Source organism: Streptomyces sp. NPDC001985 (assembly GCF_040296845.1).
Taxonomy (GTDB): Bacteria; Actinomycetota; Actinomycetes; order Streptomycetales; family Streptomycetaceae; genus Streptomyces.
The window spans coordinates 47,119-65,507 of sequence record NZ_JBEOYB010000034.1 but is presented as its reverse complement, the minus strand read 5'-3'; the positions used below and the strand labels follow the sequence as shown (position 1 = coordinate 65,507).

At 72.1% G+C, this 18,389-nt stretch carries 13 protein-coding genes; 4 read left to right on the top strand and 9 right to left on the bottom strand.

The features are described 5' to 3' along the window. The first annotated feature begins 30 nt into the window (after positions 1–30). Positions 31–1,233 (top strand): 1-deoxy-D-xylulose-5-phosphate reductoisomerase, encoded by a 1,203-nt coding sequence (gene dxr / locus ABT122_RS17355; RefSeq protein ID WP_351552126.1) that lies wholly within the window; start codon positions 31–33, stop codon positions 1,231–1,233. Positions 1,234–1,365: 132 nt separating this feature from the next. Continuing rightward, positions 1,366–1,926, top strand: coding sequence for a carboxymuconolactone decarboxylase family protein (locus ABT122_RS17350; RefSeq protein ID WP_351552124.1), 561 nt, complete (start codon positions 1,366–1,368; stop codon positions 1,924–1,926). A gap of 101 nt (positions 1,927–2,027) precedes the next feature. On the opposite strand, the gene ABT122_RS17345 is transcribed toward ABT122_RS17350, so the two are convergent. The 9 genes from ABT122_RS17345 to ABT122_RS17305 all read right to left on the bottom strand — a co-directional run bounded on the left by ABT122_RS17345 (position 2,028) and on the right by ABT122_RS17305 (position 15,968). Then, a complete protein-coding gene (locus ABT122_RS17345; protein ID WP_351552121.1) occupies positions 2,028–4,271 on the bottom strand; it encodes an MMPL family transporter in 2,244 nt (747 codons plus the stop codon). 106 nt (positions 4,272–4,377) lie between these two features. Further along, positions 4,378–5,724, bottom strand: coding sequence for a protoporphyrinogen/coproporphyrinogen oxidase (locus tag ABT122_RS17340; RefSeq protein WP_351552118.1), 1,347 nt, complete (start codon positions 5,722–5,724; stop codon positions 4,378–4,380). A gap of 28 nt (positions 5,725–5,752) precedes the next feature. Next, complete coding sequence (locus ABT122_RS17335) at positions 5,753–7,159, bottom strand: protoporphyrinogen/coproporphyrinogen oxidase (RefSeq protein ID WP_351552115.1); 1,407 nt, start codon at positions 7,157–7,159, stop codon at positions 5,753–5,755. Continuing rightward, positions 7,156–8,772, bottom strand: a complete 1,617-nt coding sequence (locus ABT122_RS17330) for a class I adenylate-forming enzyme family protein (RefSeq protein WP_351552112.1) — start codon at positions 8,770–8,772, stop codon at positions 7,156–7,158. The genes ABT122_RS17335 and ABT122_RS17330 overlap by 4 nt, the downstream gene beginning before the upstream one ends. 915 nt (positions 8,773–9,687) lie before the next feature. Next, complete coding sequence (locus tag ABT122_RS17325; protein ID WP_351552109.1) at positions 9,688–11,652, bottom strand: anthranilate synthase family protein; 1,965 nt, start codon at positions 11,650–11,652, stop codon at positions 9,688–9,690. After that, positions 11,649–12,386 carry an isochorismatase family protein gene (locus ABT122_RS17320; RefSeq protein WP_351552106.1) on the bottom strand — a complete coding sequence of 246 codons (738 nt, stop codon included), beginning with the start codon at positions 12,384–12,386 and terminating at the stop codon, positions 11,649–11,651. The genes ABT122_RS17325 and ABT122_RS17320 overlap by 4 nt, the downstream gene beginning before the upstream one ends. Before the next feature lie 181 nt (positions 12,387–12,567). After that, positions 12,568–13,338, bottom strand: a complete 771-nt coding sequence (locus ABT122_RS17315; RefSeq protein ID WP_351552103.1) for a 2,3-dihydro-2,3-dihydroxybenzoate dehydrogenase — start codon at positions 13,336–13,338, stop codon at positions 12,568–12,570. A gap of 85 nt (positions 13,339–13,423) precedes the next feature. Further along, entirely contained in the window at positions 13,424–14,596 is a 1,173-nt protein-coding gene (locus tag ABT122_RS17310; protein WP_351552179.1) for a 3-deoxy-7-phosphoheptulonate synthase, read from the bottom strand. 88 nt (positions 14,597–14,684) lie between these two features. After that, a complete protein-coding gene (locus ABT122_RS17305; RefSeq protein WP_351552101.1) occupies positions 14,685–15,968 on the bottom strand; it encodes an IS701 family transposase in 1,284 nt (427 codons plus the stop codon). Between the two features lie 339 nt (positions 15,969–16,307). Here ABT122_RS17305 and ABT122_RS17300 point away from each other — a divergent pair, with 339 nt between their 5' ends. Together ABT122_RS17300 and ABT122_RS17295 are read left to right on the top strand one after the other, a co-directional pair. After that, positions 16,308–17,258, top strand: a complete 951-nt coding sequence (locus ABT122_RS17300; RefSeq protein WP_351552098.1) for a 4-hydroxy-3-methylbut-2-enyl diphosphate reductase — start codon at positions 16,308–16,310, stop codon at positions 17,256–17,258. Between the two features lie 28 nt (positions 17,259–17,286). Further along, positions 17,287–18,384, top strand: coding sequence for a polyprenyl synthetase family protein (locus ABT122_RS17295; protein WP_351552095.1), 1,098 nt, complete (start codon positions 17,287–17,289; stop codon positions 18,382–18,384). Positions 18,385–18,389: the final 5 nt, after the last annotated feature.

Here is an 18,389-nt window from a genome sequence, read left to right as displayed (position 1 = left end):
GCCCCCGCCTGGAAGCGAAAGGCTCGACCCATGCGCACGGTTGTCGTCCTCGGCTCCACCGGATCGATCGGCACACAGGCCGCCGATGTGATCACCCGCAACCCCGGCCAGTTCTCCGTCGTCGGCCTCGCCGCGGGCGGCGGCCGGGTGGAGCGGTTCGCCCGGCAGATCCTCGACCTCACCCCGGCCGTGGTCGCCGTCGCCGCCGAGGCGGCGGCCGGTCCGCTGGCGGACGCCGTCGCGGCGGAGGCCGCCCGGCGCGGGCTGCGGCCGGGACAGTGGAACACACCCAAGATCCTCTCCGGTGCCGCCGGGGTCGAGGAGGTCGCCGCCCACCCCGCCGATGTCGTCCTCAACGGCGTCACCGGCGCCCTGGGCCTGACCTCCACCCTCGCCGCCCTGCGCGCCGGCTCCACTCTCGCGCTCGCCAACAAGGAGTCCCTCATCGTCGGGGGCGAACTGGTGAAGCGGGAGGCCCGGCCCGGCCAGATCGTCCCCGTCGACTCCGAGCACTCCGCCCTCGCCCAGGCGCTGCGCGGCGAGCGCCGCGCGGATGTCCGCCGGCTCGTGCTGACCGCCACCGGCGGACCCTTCCGGGGCCGTACCCGCGACCAGCTCGCGGAGGTCACCGTCGCCGAGGCACTCGCCCACCCCACCTGGTCCATGGGCCCGGTGATCTCGGTGAACTCGGCCACCCTGGTCAACAAGGGGCTGGAGGTCATCGAGGCGCATCTCCTCTTCGACGTGGACTACGACGACATCACCGTCATGGTCCACCCCCAGTCCGCGATCCACTCGATGGTCGAGTTCACCGACGGCGCGACCATGGCCCAGGTCAGCCCGCCCGATATGCGGCTGCCGATCGCGCTCGGCCTCTCCTGGCCCGAGCGGGTGCCCGGCGCCGCGCGCACCTTCGACTGGACCGCCGCCCAGACCTGGGAGCTGTCCCCGCTCGACGACGAGGCGTTCCCCGCGGTCTCCCTCGCCCGGCGGGCGGGCAGGGCCGGCGGCAGCGCCCCGGCCGTCTACAACGCCGCCAACGAGGTCTGTGTCGACGAGTTCCTCGCCGGGCGGCTGCCCTTCCTCGCCATCGTCGACACCGTCGCCGAGGTGGTCGCCGAGGAGCGCGACAGCTCCGTCTCGGCTCTGGAGGACGTCCTCGCCGCCGACGCCTGGGCGCGGGCCAGGGCGCGCGAGATCATCGCCCGCGAGCAGTACGGGCGGCGCGGGTAGCACCCGCCCGGGCGGTCCGGCGGAGACATCCGGCCGGATCACCCGGGCGGCCCCGCGCTTCCGTTTGAGCGGGCCGGGGCCGGGGGGAGACTCCCCGGCGTACCCCGGACCGCTCGCCCACGGAGGATGGCCATGGCCCGTGTTCCGCTGAACCCGAGGACCGGCTGGTCCGGACGGCTGATGGGCCGTGTCATGCGCCGCCGCTACGGCGGCTGGCTGCAACCGGTCCTCGCCGCGTCGCACCAGCCGCAGGTACTGCGCACCATGGGCCTGATGGAGTGGAGCGTCGGCCGCTGGAACCGGCTCGACCAGACCCTCAAGAGCCTGGCCACCTCCGCCGCCGCCGTGGCCCTGAACTGCTCCTGGTGCATGGATTTCGGCTACTGGGAGAACCACCACAAGGGCGTCGACCCGCGCAAGCTGCGCGCGGTGCCCCACTGGCGGGAGAGCGGCCTCTTCTCGGAGGTGGAGCGCGAGGTCATGGCGTACGCCGAGGCCATGACGGCACTCCCCGTCGCGGTCACCGACGAACAGGTCGCCGGGCTGCGGGCGCGCCTCGGTGACGCGGCCCTGGTCGAGCTGACCGCGATGATCTCGATCGAGAACCAGCGCTCCCGCACCAATCTGGCGCTCGGGCTGACCAGCCAGGGCTTCCGGGAGCGGTGCGAGGTCCCCGGCCGGCAGCCGCGCTGAGCCCCGCGCACCGGAGCGCACGGCGGCGGGCACACGACAGCGGTCCCGCGGTGGGGAACCACCGCGGGACCGCTGTCGTCGTACCGCCCGAGCCGGACCGCTCAGGTGCGTGTCCCCGGGGCCACCGGGTCCGCGCCGTCCTGCTGCCGGGGCAGCGGCGCCGGGTCGTCGCCCTCGCGCAGCCCGATCTTCTCGTGCAGCAGCCGCAGCGGCTTGGGCGCCCACCAGTTGGCACCGCCCGCCAGCCGCATGAAGGCCGGCACCAGCAGACCGCGCACCACCGTGGCGTCCATGATCACCGCGAGCGCCAGCCCGAGGCCGATGGCCTTGAGATAGGTGATGCTCGATGTTATGAAGCCGGCGAAGACGATGGCGATGAGGACCGCGGCGGCCGACACCAGGGAGCCGGTCCGGCCGAGCCCCTGCGCCACCGACGCGACGTTGTCGCCCGTCTTCTCGTACTCCTCCTTGATCCGGGAGAGCAGAAAGACCTCGTAGTCCATCGACAGGCCGAACGCCACACAGAACAGGAGCATCGGCACGCTCCAGGTGATCGCGTCGGTCACCGTGAAGCTGCCGATGACACCGTCCAGATGCCCCTCCTGGAAGCCCCACACCAGCACACCGAAGGTGGCGCTGAGGCTGAGCATGTTCAGCACCAGGGCCTTCAGCGGCAGCAGCACACTCCCGGTCAGCAGGAACAGCAGAACGAGGGTGGAGCCGCCGATGATGCCCAGCGCCCAGGGCATCTTGGACGTCAGCGAGTTGAGCGAGTCCTCCAGAATCGCCCCGGGACCGGTGACCTGGACCGCGAAGGGCGCGTCCGTGTCACGGATCTCCCGTACCAGCTCGCGCCCGGCGTCATTGGTCTCCGGCTCCTTCGGGACCACCTTCAGATACACGGAGGTCTCCGCGGCGAACGCGGCGGACGCCGGTCCCGCCGGGGCCGCCTGCTTCCCCTGGACATAGGAGCCCGTGTAGGTGTCCACCCGGGACACCCCCTCCATCCGGGACAGCTCCCCGGCGTAGCCGCCGACCTTCGCGGCGGCCCGCGCGGGGTCGCCGACCTCGCGCATCACGACCAGCTCCGAGTGGTTCTCCTGCGAGGAGTACCCCTCCCGCAGCGCCTTGCCGACCTGGAAGGAGCTGGCCGACGACGGCAGTACGCGCTCGTCCGCCAGGCTCATCCTCAGATTCAGGAACGGCGCCCCGAGCAGCAGCAGCACCGCGACCGCCGCCAGGCCGATGGGCAGCGGGAAGCGCATCACCACCGTGGCCGTGCGGTGCCAGAAGTTCTTCTCCTCCTCCGGCTTCTTCCGCTTGAGGACCTGGAGGCTGTTGATCCGGGGTCCGAGCACCTTCAGCAGCGCCGGGAGCACCGTCACCGAGACGAGCGCGGCGAAGAGCGCCACCGGAATGCCCGCGTAGGCGAACGAGCGGAGGAAGTAGAACGGGAAGACCAGCAGACCGCTGAGGGCGAGCGCGACCGTCACGGCGGAGAACGCCACCGTCCGTCCGGCCGTCCGCATACTGGTGATCAGGGCCTGGTCGGTGCTTGCCCCGCGGGCCAGCTCCTCCCGGTACCGGCTGATGATGAAGAGGCTGTAGTCGACCGCGAGACCCAGCCCCAGACCGGTGGTGATGTTCATCGCGAAGACCGACACATCGGTGAACATGCTCAGCAGCCGCAGAATGAAGAAGGCGCACGCCATGGTGAGCGTGCCGATCACCAGGGGCATCGCGGCGGCCACCACCCCGCGGAAGACGAAGATCAGCACGATGAGCAGGACCGGCATCGCGATGGCCTCGGCCTTCACGAGATCCTTCATCGTCTGCTCGATGATCTCCTCACTCGCCTTGGCGGTGCCGCCCTGGCTGATGTCGAGTCCCTCGACCGTGCCCTCGTAACTCTCGGCGTGGTCCGCCATCCACTTCTGGACGTGGTCGTCGTCGCCCTTGACCCAGGCCATGATCAGGGCGCTCCGCGAGTCGGTGGCCCGCAGCGCCTCCGGCCGACCCGTCGACCAGTAGGAGTACGCCTCGGTGACGTCCGGCTCCTTCGAGAGACGCTCGGTCACCTTCGCCGCGGCGGCGGCGACCGCCTCGTCGTCGACGCCCCGGTCGTCCTCCACGAGCAGCACCAGATTGGGCTGTCCCGCGTCGAACCGCTCTTCCAGGAACTTCGCTGCCCGCGCCGACTCGGTACTGGTGTCGCTGTAGCCGCCGGCCGAGAGCTTGGGGAACACCGTGGCTCCCACGGCGGCGGCGACTACGAACAGCAGCAAGCTGGCGTAGAGAAGGCGCCTGCGCCGCTGCAGTACGGCTTGGGCCAGTCTCTGGAGCATGTGTCTCCTCAGTAGGTTCCGTCCCCACCCCCGCACCCGGCCCCGGGCCGGGACCGCCGTGCACAGCGGTCCCGGCCCGGGGCCGGACTTCAGGGACGAGGACCCATCAGGTCGTGGCCAACAGTGAGTTGGCCGCACGGATGCCGGTGCGCATGGACGCCTCGGCGGTGGGGCAGCCCAGGTAGTCACCGGCGAAGACCAGCGGACCGCGCTGCTCCCGGGCGAGCTGGGCCGCCCGGCGGTAACGGCCGGGCTCCGGCCACATCAGCCCGACCGGGCGCTTGACGATGTGGAACGGCTCGGCGTCCTTCGGGAAGGCGGGCCACAGCTCGGGCGCCATCTCCAGCGCCCGGGCGTACTGCACCTCCTCGGGAGCGTCGATCAGCTCACGGGTCGCCTCGCGGCCCATGTAGACGAAGGTCAGCTCCTTCTCGATGTGCCGGCCGTCGTCCGTGATCAGCGTCTTCGGGACGGTGATGATGCTGCGCACACTGCGGGTGCCGGGCCCGGCGGGCACGATGTGCTCGCCCGAGGGCATCCGGCCGCGGTCGATCAGGAAGGAGACCGACAGCGCGGGCTCGTACCGCTGGGTCTCGGCGAACCGCAGCATGTGCGGCGAGGCGATCTCACGCGGCAGCGAGGCCGCCAGCTTCGCCGTCACCGGCGCGGTGGTGGCCAGCACGACCTCGTCGAACGTGTCGGTGACCGCGTCGCCGTCCGCGCCCGACGCGGTGATCCGTATCCGGTTGTCGCCGTCCACGGACAGCTCCGAGACCTCGGCGTTCAGCCGGACCTCCGCACCGCCCGCCATCCGCTCGGCGACGGTCTCCATGCCCCGTCCGAAGACATAGAACTTGGAGCCCACCACATTGGCGAGCATCGCCATGACGTGCGCCTGCGAGATCTCCTCGCAGCGCCACAGCCAGAACGACTCGATCATCGGCCGGATCAGATGCTGGTAGGCGTTCTCGCCCATGGCGTCGCGGGCCCACTCGGCCGCCGATGTGCCGTCGTCGAACGCGGCGAGCTGCTCCGGCTCGAACAGGTCCAGCTTCGAGCGCTTGGCCGTCAGCGCCGCCGAGGTGGCGAGGAAGCGCAGCTTGTCCCAGGCCCCGCTGTGGGCGTAGTTGACGAGCGTGGAGATCTCGTCGGCGACCAGGTTCACCGGCTTGCCGTTGGCCACCACCACCATGCTGTTGCGCATCTCGACCATGTCGTGCTCCAGGCCGTACTCCTTGATGCGGTCGAACAGCTCTCCGTAGAACGTGGTGAACCAGAGGTTGATCCCGGTGTCCGGCTCGATCTCCGGCCGGTGCCAGGAGCGGGCGCGCCCGCCGAGGCCGTCCGCGGCCTCGTAGACGGTCACCTCCCGTCCGGCCATGATGAGTTCGCGCGCGGCTGCGCACCCGGACATCCCGCCACCGACCACCGCAACGCGACGAGTCCTGGGCATGGTTGGCCTCCTTGGGAAGAGAAAAGGGTCAGAGAGTTCGGTGGGCGGCGAGCCGCGGGGCGCGCCCGGCGGTGGCCCGGTGGGTCAGCACCCGCTCGGCGGCCCGGGTCGCGGAGTGCACCGCGCCCTCGCTGCTCGCGCGCAGCGCCAGCCAGTCGCCCGCGTACTCCACGGCCCTGGCCGGGCGGCGGACGAACGCGGGCCGGGCCCGCAGGGCGGCGGGGCCCGCCTCGATGGAGCCGTACGGGAACCGGTGCAGCACCGCGTCCCGGCAGGCGTCCCGGATGCCGGGCACATACCGCTCGGCGTGTGCCAGCAGGGTCCTGACGACGGCGTCGTCGGGCTCCTCCAGGAGTTCCGCCGTGCGGGCCGCGGCGGGGAGCAGGGTGATCTGCCCGCGCCCGCGCGGCGCCCGGTTGGCGGCCTTGTTGTGCTCCACGGTCAGACCGCCGAGCACATCGTCCTCGGTCTGCGGGATCAGCAGCGCGTACACATGCGGCTCCAGCCGTCCGCGCCTCGGCTCCAGCGGCCGGTCCAGCAGACAGCTCACCCGCGCCATCGGCGCGTACTGGCAGGCCCGCACATACTCCGCCTCGTCCGCCGGCATCGCCGGGTGGAGCCTGGCCGCGAGCGGGGCCGGGACGGCCAGGACGACCTGGCGCGCGGTGAGTTCCCCGCCGTCGGCGAAGACCACCCGGACGCCCCCGCCGGTGGGCACCACCTCGGCGACCGGCCGGGAGGTGTGCACCGGGACCTGCTGGGCGATGGTCCGGGCGAGCATGTCCATCCCGTCCCGGTAGGTACGCCACCGGAAGATGCCACGGGTCGAGATCATGCTGCTGACCAGCGGGCCCATCGCCGAGCGGTGCGGCAGCCAGCCGAAGCCCGTGCCCACGGCCGGCTGGAGCAGATAGTCGTGCAGCTCGGCCGGGTAGCCGTCGGCGAACTCGGCCACCGTGGTGTCGCCCAGCGGGGTCTCCTCCGGGCGGTCCACGTCGTACCGCCCCGCCTCGCGCAGCAGCCGGCCCACCATCCGGGTCATGTGCACCCGGCCGCGCAGCGAGAGGCCGGCGCCGGTGATGCCGCCCAGCGGATGCCCCACCCAGGGGTGCGCCCGGCCGTCCCGCCAGACGCCCACGGCGCTGTGCACCGGAAGCACGTCCACCGGGGAGACGCCCACCTCGTCCAGCAGCTTCCAGGTGCTGGGATAGCCGCTGGCCGCGAGGGTCTCGGTGCCCAGGTCGAGGATGTAGCCGTCGCGCCGGAGCGTCCGCATCCGGCCGCCGACCGCGTCGGAGGCCTCGAAGACCTGGACCGAGCGCCCCTCACGGGTCAGCCGGTGCGCTGTCGCGAGCCCGGCTATCCCCGCGCCGATCACCGCCACGTCGAGGTCGGTCCCCGCCGTGCCGGCCGTGCCGTGGAGCTCGGGGCTCACGTCCACCGTCCGGTGCCGTAGGTGGCCGCGCCGTCGAGATACCGTGCCCGCAGCTCACCGCGGCGCACCTTGCCGGTGCCGGTCCTCGGGATCTCGTCCCAGGTGACATAGACCGGGTCGGCGAAGGCCGGCAGATCCTTGACGGCCCCGCGCCACAGCGCCGGGCTCAGCGCGCCACCGTCCTGGGTGCAGACCACCGGCAGCAGATCGGCGCCCGGGGTGCCGAGCACCACGACCTCCTCGATCTGCGGAATCCGGTCGGTCAGCACATCCTCCAGCTCGATGCAGCTCACGCCGGGCACGGCGTCCACCTCGCGGTCCAGCAGCGAGATGGTGCCGGTACGGCTCTTCACCCCGATGTCACCGGTGTTCCACCAGCCGCCCCTGGCCTTCTCCTGCCAGCGGGCGTCCTCGCCCAGATAGGTGAGACAGCGGCCCGTGGTCTTCGCCAGCACCACTCCGCGCTCGCCGTTGGGCACCGGGCGCATCGTCTCCGGGTCGACCACCCTCAGCTGGGTGAAGCCGGGCAGCGGACGGCCCACCTGACGGGTGGTCGGATGACGGTCGCCGGTCTGCGCCAGCGCCCGCCGGGTGAGCATCCGGAACGCCAGCGGGCCCGCCTCCGACTGGCCCCAGCCCTGGAGCCAGAGCGGCCGGCGGCGCTTGGTGGCCGCCAGGAAGCGGCGGATGGTCGGCGGGTGCATGGCGTCGAAGGTGCTGACGTACAGCCGCACGTCGGAGAAGACATTGTGCTGGGTCCGGGTCAGACGCTCCCAGCGGGTGAAGGTGCTGGGCAGCGCCTCGCACGTGGTGGGCCGGTGGGCGGCGAACACCCGCTCGGCGACGGCCGGATCGTCGTCCGCGACCACCACGGCCTTGCGGGGCTCCAGCAGCAGGGTGCCGACCGTCCACGGGATGCTCCGCCCGTGGACGAAGGAGATGGCGCTCGCCACCGTGTCGCCGCGCCGGGTGGCCACCACCGGCCAGCGGATCGACTCGATCTTGCCCAGCGTGCCCAGGATGGTGTCGGCGGAGTGCACCACCAGCTTCGGCACACCGGTCGTCCCCGAGGTGTGGGTGACGATCATCGGCTCGTCCGGGCGGCGGCTCCGGAACGGCGGCGGCCCGTCGGCGCCCCGCACGTCGTCCAGCGCCACCGTGCCGGGCGCCTTCGCGTCGAGACAGACCGTGGCACCCGACGACTTCGTCAGGTCCACGCCCGCGCTCTCGCAGCGGGAGAGCACTCCGGAGGCGGTCACGGTCACCGAGGGCTCGGCGCGGACCAGCAGCTCCCGGAGGTACTCGGGGGCCAGCGTCGACGAGATCATCACCGGGACGGCGCCCAGCCTGGCCGAGGCGGCGGCCAGCAGGGTGCAGTCCCAGTGGTTGTCCTTGACGATGGCGATCCGATCACCCGGTTTGGCGCCCGCCGCCGCGAGCCAGCCCGCGGCCTCGACGACCAGAGCGGCGATGCCCGGGACGTCGTACCGGGTGCCGCTCAGGGGCGCGATGTCGAAGGGGCGGCTGAGGTGGAAGACCGTGGTGCGCCCCAGATCAGCGTAGACATCGAACAGCGCGCCTATTCCGAACCGTTGTGTGTCGGCTTTCCTCACTTGCACTCCTCTGTTAAGTTCCAGTGCTCCGAGACGCACGGCCGACGGGGTGTGGAGCTCACCAGTTGAGTTCGTCGCAATGCGGCACCAATCCGCGATGCCGCTCTCTCGGTCCGCCGAATAACGTCTGGCCGAGCCACAAGCTACGAGTCGCCAACGGCCGACACAATGACAAATTTCCTGGCAGTTGGCCAAATGAGGTATGGCACGATCCAGCCATCATTTGGAGGGTTGACACGGCCCCTGGCGCGCTGTGACGGCGCTGGGCCTGCGCCCTTGCGGTGGGGTGCGGCCGTGCCCGGTCCCGGGCAACCTGGCCGTATCTCAACCACCTTGATCGACAAGCCCCCCGGCCCGTGATGGGCTGGGGCTCCGGTGCACTCCGCGCGCGGGGCCCCGGCCTGCCCGGACTCTCCCGGGCTCCCCCGACCGCCCGTTCGGCGGCTTCCGTACGACCGTTCGGCGCGGGCCCCGGGGAGCCCGCCGCCGCGCCGCGCGGGGCCGTCCGCCCCGGTGTCCCGCGGACGCCCGGGGGCGCGGGGTGACGCGAAACAGTCGGTGGTCGTTCTGGGTGACACGCGAGGGATATCCGACTCGTTGAATCGGGTCCCCTATTTCGGGAAATCATTCGTCATGCACCGGGTCGGTACCGCGCGGGCCATTGCCCCCGGCAGCCATCCCTTTAGCCGCGATTGCCGCCGGTCCGTGCCCCGGGCCAACCCGTCGGTAATACCCGGGTAATGCTCCGGGCCCGTGACCGGCGGGCCCCGAACCGCGCCCGGACGCATCCGGAACCGTGCCCGGAAGGGCCCCGGGCCGCGCCCGGAAGGGCCCGGCGGGCTCCCGGAGGCGGCTCTCCGGTGGGCGGGCCGGCTCCGCGCCGCGCGGTGGGCGCACCCGGAGCCGGCCGTCCGCTCACATCCCGACCGGGACCGCCGCTCTGCTCCCGGCCGGCGCGCCCGGGGCGGTCTGCGCGGTCTGCGCGATCCGGCTCAGCAGCTCGCCCACGATCCGCACACCGTTGCGGGTGAGCAGCGACTCCGCGTGGAACTGGAGCGAGGCGAACCCCGCCCCCAGCAGGGCGTGCACCTCGCCCGTCCGCGAGTCCCGGCTGATCCGCACCGTGCCGTGGGCCCGGTGCTGAATCCGGTCCACCACGCTGCGCGCGGCGAAGGAGTTGTAGAACCCGACGCTCTCCCGCCTGCCGAAGAGATCGATGTGCCGCTGCACGCCCTGGTTGGGCCGGTCCCGCCGGACCACCGGGAGCCCCAGCTCCAGGCTCAGCACCTGATGGCTCAGACAGACCGCGAGGAACGGCCGCCGCTCGGCCAGCAGGGTGCGGGCCGCCGCGCCGAGATGCGCGATCTTGGGGTGCGCGGCGTCGTTCGGATTGCCGGGACCCGGCCCGAGCACCACCAGGTCGTACTCGTCGAAGCGGTACGGCTCGTCGTACCGGCGGACCGTCACATCGAGCCCCAGCGAGCGGAGCTGGTGCTCCAGCATGGAGGTGAAGGTGTCCTCGGCGTCCACGATCAGCACCCGGCGGCCCGGCAGCGACAGATCCGACCAGCCGACCGCCGCCCCGCCGGCCCGCCAGAACCCGGCGACCGTCGCGTTCCGCGACTCCAGCGCGGAGCGGACGCTGGGGTGCGTGCCGAGGGTCAGCGGTGTGTCGCTCTCCAGCGCCGCCCGCAGCCCCGCCACCTTCGCCCAGGTCTCGGCGACCTCCGACTCCGGGTCGGAGTGGCGCACCAGGGTCGCGCCGACGCCGATCCGCAGCGTGCCGCCGCTGTCGATGTCGGCGGTGCGGATGAGGATCGCCGAGTCCAGGGTGGGCCGGCGGGCCCCGTCCCGGCCGATCAGCGCGATCACCCCGCTGTAGTAACCCCGGCCCCGGGTCTCGTACTTGTTGATGACCCGGCAGGCGTTCTCCAGCGGACTGCCGGTGACCGTCGGCGCGAACAGCGTCTCCCGCAGGATCTCGCGCGGGTCGCGGTCGCTGCGGCCCTCGATGAAGTAGCCGGTGTGGGCGAGCCGGGCCATCTCCTTGAGATGCGGTCCGACGACCCGCACATCCGCGTCGCAGACCCGGGTCATCATCTTCAGCTCTTCGTCGACGACCATGTACAGCTCGTCGGTCTCCTTGCGGTCCGCGAGGAACTCCAGCATCTCGGGGAGGTTCGGGCCGGACGCGGGATAGCGGTAGGTGCCGCTGATGGGGTTCATCACGGCGGTGCCGTCGCGCAGGCTGATGTGCCGCTCGGGGGTCGCGCCGACGAAGGTGCGGTCCCCGGTGTGCAGGATGAACGTCCAGTACGCGCCCGACTCCCGCTCCACCAGCCTGCGGAAGAAGGAGAGCGCGCTGTGCAGGCTGTACCCGGTGATCTCGGCCGTGAAGGAGCGCTTGAGGACGAAGTTGGCGCCCTCGCCCTGGCCGATCTCGTCGCGCACCACCGTGCGCACCATCTCGGCGTAGCTCTCGTCGTCGACGTCGAACCGCTCATCGGTGAGCCGCACGGCGAGCTGCGGAAGGCTCTCCAGGGCCGCCGCGAGCGGCACCGTCTCCTGGTCGGTCACGGACATCGCGATCAGCGGGCAGCCGTCGTCGACGCAGGTGAAGCCGCGCTCGCTGAGCTGGCGGTACGGGACGACCGCGAGGACGTCGTGGCGCGCGCCGCCGTCCGGGTCGTCGGACGCGTCGGGGAGCGGCAGTTCGGCCAGGGTCGCGGGCGTGGACACCTCGCCGAGCAGCACCTCCAGGAAGCCGGGTCCGGTGGCCTCGGGGCGGTGCAGCAGGGCGAAGGCGGGGGGCCGGTCGGCGGCCAGTACCGACTCCAGCGGGCGGCCGGGGGCCATGAAAGTCTCCTTCTCGGTGGTCATACGGCGGCTCTGCCGGCGGACCGGTCCAGTTCCCGGCCGGCGCCCGGGCGGGAGGTCGCCCGCCCGGCGCCCCGCGGCCCGGCGTCCGGTGCGGGGGTGCCGAGCCCGTCGAGCAGCGTTCTCGTCAGCCCGACCACCGCACAGCGCCGGGCCGCGTAGTCCAGCGCCATCGCGTGGTCCGCGGCCGAGAAGTCGGCGACCGCGTCGGCGGCCAGGAAGGGCTGGATGTCCTGGGTGAAGGCCTCCACCGCCGTCATCAGGATGCCGACGTGCGCGTAGACCCCGCAGATGATCAGTTGGTCGCGGCCCCGCTCCCGCATCCGCTCCAGGAGGTCGGAGCGGTGGAAAGCGCTGTAGCGCCACTTGGTGAAGCGCCAGTTGTGCGGGGCGGGCGCCAGCGGTTCCACGATCTGCCGGTCGGCGGGGTCGACCCGCATGCCGGGACCCCAGAAGTCCGCCAGCAGACCGCGCTCGCCGGGGGTCATCCCGCCGGGCTGCGCGGTGTAGCCGATGGGGATGCCCAGGGCCTCGCACCGCTCCCGCAGCGCGACGGCGTTCTCGATCAGCTCGTCGCGCAGGGTCCCGGCGGTGGCGAGGGGACGCAGGAAGTACCGCTGCATGTCATGGATGAGCAGCACGGCACGGGCGGGGTCGGGGACCCACCGGGCGGTGTTGCCGGGCAGATCGCCCTCGGTCGGCAGCGGGTAGGACGTGATCTCGGGGATGCCGGGCATCTGGTGAACCTCTGCTCGTTCGCTGGGAGTGCTCGCTGCGGACGGTCCGCCGCGACGGTCTGCCGCGGCGGACCGGTCGGGTACGGGCCGGTCGGGTGCGATCCGGTCGGGTACGGGCCGGTCGGGTGCGATCCGGTCGGGTACGGGCCGGTCGGGTACGGGCCGGTCGGGTGCGGCCCGGTCAGGTGCCGAGGGTCGCGCCGCCGTCGACCGTGAGGGTGTGCAGGGTGATCTGCGCGGCCCGGTCGGAGAGCAGGAAGACCACGGCGTCGGCGACATCGGCCGACTCGCCCACCTTCTTCAGCGGGATGCCGACCCGGTAGGCGGCCGGGGAGCCCTCCACGGTCTTGCGGGGGCCGCTCTCGTCGTGCCACATCGACCGGAGCATCGGGGTGTCGGTGGAGCCGGGCGCCACCACATTGCAGCGGATGCCGTGCTCGGCCACCTCAAGTCCCAGACACTTGGTGAACATCGTCGCCGCGGCCTTGGAGGCGGAGTAGGCCGCCATCTCCATCCGGGCGGTGCCCGCCGCGTTGGAGGCCACGGTGACCACCGCCCCCCGGGAGCGCTCCTTCATCCGGCGCGTCACCGCCCGGGACATCAGGAACACCCCGAGCGCGTTGACACCGAAGGTGGTGGACCAGTCCTCGTCGGTCAGCGTGTCGACGGTGGCCAGGCGCAGCACCCCGGCCGCGTTGACCAGGAAGTCCAGTGGGCCCAGCTCCCGTTCGACGGCGGCGACCACGGCCTCCACCTCGCCGGCTGAGCTGACATCGGCCGGGAAGGGCACGACGGTGAACCCCTCCGCGGTGAGCTTCTCCGCCGTCTCGCGCAGCCGCTCCGCGTCCCGGTCGACCGCCGCCACCCGCACGCCCAGCGCGCCCAGCGCTCCGGCCACCGCGGCTCCGATACCGCCCGCGGCCCCGGTCACCAGGGCTGTCTTTCCCTTCATCGATCGGATCTCCCTCACATCGTCGTCGGATCGAACGGAGTGGAGCGGCCCCCGGCGGACGGGAGCGGGGTGCGCCGGGCGGGGCTCAGCCGAGCCAGGCGGCCACCACGGCCGTCGCCTGCCCGGGGTTGAGCCGGGGGTCGCAGAAGCTGGTGTACTTCTCGGCCACCTCATGGACGTGGGACTCATTGGTCACGCACTCGGTGACCTGGTCCGGGGTGGTCTCCAGATGCAGCCCGCCGGCCACCCCGCCCGACTGCCGCACGGCGGTCCGGAACCGCTGGATCTCCTGGACGACGGTCTCCACGTACCGGGTCTTCAGCCCGGTCGGGGTGGTGACCGTGTTGCCGTGCATCGGGTCGGTGAGCCAGATCACCGGGTGCCCGGCGGCGCGCACCGCGGCGACCAGCGGGGGCAGTACCCGCCCCACGGTTTCGGCGCCCATCCGGGCGATCAGGGTCAGCCTCCCCGGCTCCCGGCGCGGGTCGAGCCGCCCGCAGAGGGCCACCAGCTCATCGGCGGTCATCCCGGGGCCGACCTTGCAGGCGACCGGGTTCACCACATGGGCGAGCAGTGCCGTGTGGGCGCCGTCGAGCTGCCGGGTGCGCTCGCCGATCCAGGGCCAGTGGGTGGAGCCCAGCAGCAGCTCCCCGGAGGGCTCCCGGCGGAGCATCGGGATCTCGTAGTCCAGCAGCAGGGCCTCGTGGCTGGTCCATACCGGGGTGTCCGCCTCGTGCGGGGCGGTGGACTCGCGCCAGCCGAGCCGGCGCATCGAGGCGGCGGCGGCGCGGTAGCCGTCCAGAATCCGGGTGGGGTCCGGGCGGCGGCAGGCGGCGTCGGGCTCCGGGCCGTTGACCATATGCCCCCGGAACACCGGGAGTTCCACCCCGCCGACCCGCTCGGTGGGGCGGGAGCGCGGCTTGGCGTACTGGCCCGCGATCCGCCCGACCCGGACGACCGGGGTGTGGGTGGCCATCATCAGGGTGCCCGCCAGCACATGGAGCAGGCCCGCCTTGCGGGCCACATCACCGGTGGTGCACTCGGCCGGGTCCTCGGCGCAGTCGCCGGCCAGGACCAGATGGGCGGAGCCTTCGGCGACCCGGGCGAGCGCCGACCGCAGCCGGTGCACATCGGCGCTCCGCACCAGCGGGGGCCTGCGGGCCAGTTCGCCGCGGACCGCCGGGAGCCGCGGGTCGTGATCCCAGTCGGGCTGCTGAAGGGCCGTTCTCGACCGGATGTCCAGCAGATCGTTGTCCACTGACTCCTCCACGTCCGTAATGAGCGAGCAGGGGGATGAGGGCGAGGGAGATGAGCGGGAGGAGCGGGAGAAACGGTGCCGCGGGGGATCAGGAGGCCCGGACCGCGCGGGCCGCCCGCACCGGCGGTCGCGCGCCGCCGGCGGCGGAGAGCACGGCGACGGCGTGCGCGGCCGACGCCAGGGTGACGTGCCGGTGCCAGCCGCTGTAGGAGCGGCCGACGTAGTCCCGGATGCCGACCTGGGCGGTGACCTCGTCGAAGACCTGCTCGACGCGGTGGGAGAGGCTGCCCAGCTGCGGCACGGCGGCGGCCTGGGAGGCCGGCAGATCGGTGAGCCACAGCTCGGCGGGCCACTGCCGGCTGGTCTCGCCGACCCCGACGAGCAGCAGCCCGCCGTCCCGGTCGGTGCCCGCGGCGCCCGAGCCCGGGCGGGCGGTGCCGGGTGCGGCGACCCGTACCGCGGTGACCAGGCTGGTGCGCCGCCGGGGGCGCGGCCCCTCCTCGCGCCAGACCACCGGGCGGCGCATGTTGCGCGCGGCCCGCATGATGTCGGCGGCGGGGAGCGGATGGCTGCCGTGCCCGGTCAGCGCCGCGTCGGTGACGGAGAGCGGCAGCTCGCCGGTGACCCTGACGAGCGAGGGGATGCCGTCGGCGTGCAGCCCGGCCACGGTGGCCAGCGGGTCCGCCTCGCCGATGTCGACGACCACCGGGCGGGCCGGCAGACCCCAGCCGCCGGCCAGCATCTCCCGGCAGGCCATCAGCGCGCAGTCGCTGAGCGTCTCGGGCTGGATCTCACAGGGGATCGACGCCTGGTTGCGGCGCAGCCCGTCCTTGATCCAGGTACCCGGCAGATGCAGCCGCCAGTTCAGCGGCACGCTCATCCGGTCCGAGACCGCCCAGACGCCGATCGCCCGCTGGGCGTTGAGCGCCTGGCCCTCGTCGGGCGAGAAGTACCGGCTGACCCCCACCGAGTGCTGGCCGACCTTGGGGATCGTCATGGGGCGGGCGACCCAGGCCCTCGGGGGAGAGGTCCGGATCACATACTCCGCCATCGCCCGGCGCACCAGCGTCCAGTCCCAGGTGGAGCTGCAGATGAAGTGGTGCAGGCTCTGCCCGGTGCCGCTGCCGCCGATCAGCGCGGCCATGTTCCGTATCGACTTGCGGCCCCGGGTGGAGAGCAGGCCCCGGATGTACTCGGCTCCCCGTCTGCGCTGGTCGCTGCGGCGCAGCGACTGGAACAGCGGAGCGCAGAGGTCTCGGAGCACCGCCTCCGGGTCACCGCCGGCCGGCCCCGCCTCGGGGCCCCGGGAGACCGGCGGCAAACTCCACAGGGGCGGCACGTCAGCGGTCAACTGCGGGCTGACAGTCCTCATGCGACTCCTCCGGTCGGTGCGCTGCGATCGGGCGCCGTCGCCCCGCGCGGCGACCCGGCGCCGCAGCGCTGTGATCTTGCGTGGCGAGTGAGTCGCTGCGATCTTCGGCTCGCGCTCCACATTAGGAATCGACCGTTGACCAGTTGAATGACAATGGGATGACAAGGTTCAGCGGTTGGGCCTGCCCGTGCGCATGACTACTTCGTGTTCGCGGCAATTCGGCAGTTGACCGGGCGGTGACCCGAACGTCAGAGTCTAGAGGCCGGTGATCAAGGGGAAGTTGGCAGTGGTGTCGCCCCCTGGGCGGCACCGAATCTATGCGTAGGAAGCGGAGCTGAGATGGGGCTCAATAAGAAGGTGCTCCTCGCGGAACCTCGTAGTTTCTGTGCCGGAGTGCGCCGGGCGATTTCCATTATTGAGCTTGCGCTTGAGCGTTATGGCGCACCCATTTATGTGCGCAAGGAAATCGTCCACAACCACTATGTCGTGCGCCTGCTCCAGCAGCGCGGCGCCATTTTCGTGGAGTCCGAGGACGAGGTGCCGGAGGGCGCGGTCTGTGTGTTCTCCGCCCACGGCGTGTCGCCGCAGGTGCGGGAGAACGCCGCCTTCCGCAGCCTCGATGTCATCGACGCGACCTGCCCGCTGGTCTCCAAGGTGCACCAGCAGGCCAAGCGGTTCGCCCGGGAGGACAGGACGCTGCTGCTGATCGGCCACGAGGGGCACGAGGAGGTCGAGGGGACCTATGGGCACGCCCCGGACCAGACCCTCATCGTGGAGACCGCCGAGGACGCGGAGCGCCTGGACCTGCCCGCCGACACCCCGGTGGCCTTTCTGACCCAGACCACTCTGTCCGTCGACGAGACCCGGGGCATCATCGATGTGCTGCGCCGGCGCTTCACGGATCTGAGCGGTCCCGGAACCGACGACATCTGCTATGCGAGTCAGAATCGCCAGGACGCGATCAAGGCTGTCGTACCGCGCAGCGATCTGGTTCTGGTGGTGGGTTCGCGCAACTCCAGCAATTCGATCCGGATGGTCGAGGTGGCGGCCCGGCTGGGCACCCCCGCCTATCTTGTGCCCGATGTCACCGAATTCGACGAGAGCTGGCTCGAAGGCGTGGAGACGGTCGGGGTCAGCGCCGGGGCGAGCGCTCCCGAGATCCTGGTCGAGGAACTCCTCGAAAAACTGGCGGAGTGCGGCTATTCCGATGTCGAACTGGAGCAGGTCGCCCAGGAGGACATCGTGTTCCATCCCCCGGCGAGGCTGGTCGATCCCGCACCGGCCGGCTGACAGCGACCGCGAGACAAGGAAGGTCGAGATGGTGAGTCCCACGGTGGGCAGTGCTCCTCAGGTCCCGGGAACCGGCACCCCGGGCACATCCGGTGAACCGGTCCTCTCCGAGGCCCGGCGGACCCGGTTCGACATCATGCGGCGGGTCGACGACCGGCTCACCGCGTTTCTGGCGGCCGAGCGGCTGCGCTGGGCCGCGGTGGACGACCGGGGAGCCGTACCGGTCGACGCGGTGACCTCGCTGGTGGCCGCGGGCGGCAAACGGCTGCGGCCCGCGTTCTGCGTCGCGGGATTCCTCTCCGCGGGCGGCGACCCGGCCGAGACCTCGGTCGTGGACAGCGCGGCCGGTGTGGAGCTGATCCACACCGGCGCCCTCATCCACGACGATGTGCTGGACGCCTCCGAACTGCGGCGCGGCACCCCGGCCGTCCACACCCACCACACCCGGGGCCACCGGGAGCGGAACTGGCTGGGCGAACCGCGCCGGTACGGCGAGGGCGTCGCGATCATCTCCGGGGTGCTGGCCAATATCTTCGCCGACCGCCTCACCCGCGATCTGCCCCCGGCGGCCCGCGACATCTGGGGCGAGATGCTCACCGAGATCCAGATCGGTCAGTACCTCGACATGGCCGTGGCGGCCGAGGGCGTGATCGAGCCGGAGCTCTCCCGCTGGGTCGCGATCTGCAAGTCCGGCCGCTACAGCATCCACCGCCCCCTGGTCCTCGGCGCGGCGCTGGCCGGCCGGGACGACCTGGCCCCGGCGTTCGAGGAGTACGGCGAGACCCTCGGCGAGGCGTTCCAGCTCCGCGACGACCTCATCGGCACCTTCGGTGACAGCGGGGCCGCCGGCAAACCGGTCGGACTCGACCTGGAGCAGCACAAGATGACGCTGCTGCTCGCCGAGGCGGCCCAGCGCGACGAGCGGGTCCGCAAGCTGATCTCCCGGAAGGAGTGGGACACCGCGGAGATCCTCGACCGGCTCGGCGAGAGCCGCGAGCGGATCGAGGAGCGCATCACCGGCCTGGTCGACCAGGCCGTCCGGGCGATCGACCAGGCGCGGCTGGACGCGGCCTGGCGCACGGAACTGACCGAGATGGCCTACGAAGTCGCCTACCGTAACCGGTGAGGGAA

Excerpts from the sequence above, each read along its gene's own strand:
- dxr (WP_351552126.1), top strand. The coding sequence starts at position 31 with ATGCGCACGGTTGTCGTCCTCGGCTCCACCGGATCGATCGGCACACAG.
- ABT122_RS17350 (WP_351552124.1), top strand. The coding sequence starts at position 1,366 with ATGGCCCGTGTTCCGCTGAACCCGAGGACCGGCTGGTCCGGACGGCTG.
- ABT122_RS17345 (WP_351552121.1), bottom strand. The coding sequence starts at position 4,271 with ATGCTCCAGAGACTGGCCCAAGCCGTACTGCAGCGGCGCAGGCGCCTT.
- ABT122_RS17340 (WP_351552118.1), bottom strand. The coding sequence starts at position 5,724 with ATGCCCAGGACTCGTCGCGTTGCGGTGGTCGGTGGCGGGATGTCCGGG.
- ABT122_RS17325 (WP_351552109.1), bottom strand. The coding sequence starts at position 11,652 with ATGACCACCGAGAAGGAGACTTTCATGGCCCCCGGCCGCCCGCTGGAG.
- ABT122_RS17320 (WP_351552106.1), bottom strand. The coding sequence starts at position 12,386 with ATGCCCGGCATCCCCGAGATCACGTCCTACCCGCTGCCGACCGAGGGC.
- ABT122_RS17315 (WP_351552103.1), bottom strand. The coding sequence starts at position 13,338 with ATGAAGGGAAAGACAGCCCTGGTGACCGGGGCCGCGGGCGGTATCGGA.
- ABT122_RS17305 (WP_351552101.1), bottom strand. The coding sequence starts at position 15,968 with ATGAGGACTGTCAGCCCGCAGTTGACCGCTGACGTGCCGCCCCTGTGG.
- ABT122_RS17300 (WP_351552098.1), top strand. The coding sequence starts at position 16,308 with ATGGGGCTCAATAAGAAGGTGCTCCTCGCGGAACCTCGTAGTTTCTGT.
- ABT122_RS17295 (WP_351552095.1), top strand. The coding sequence starts at position 17,287 with ATGGTGAGTCCCACGGTGGGCAGTGCTCCTCAGGTCCCGGGAACCGGC.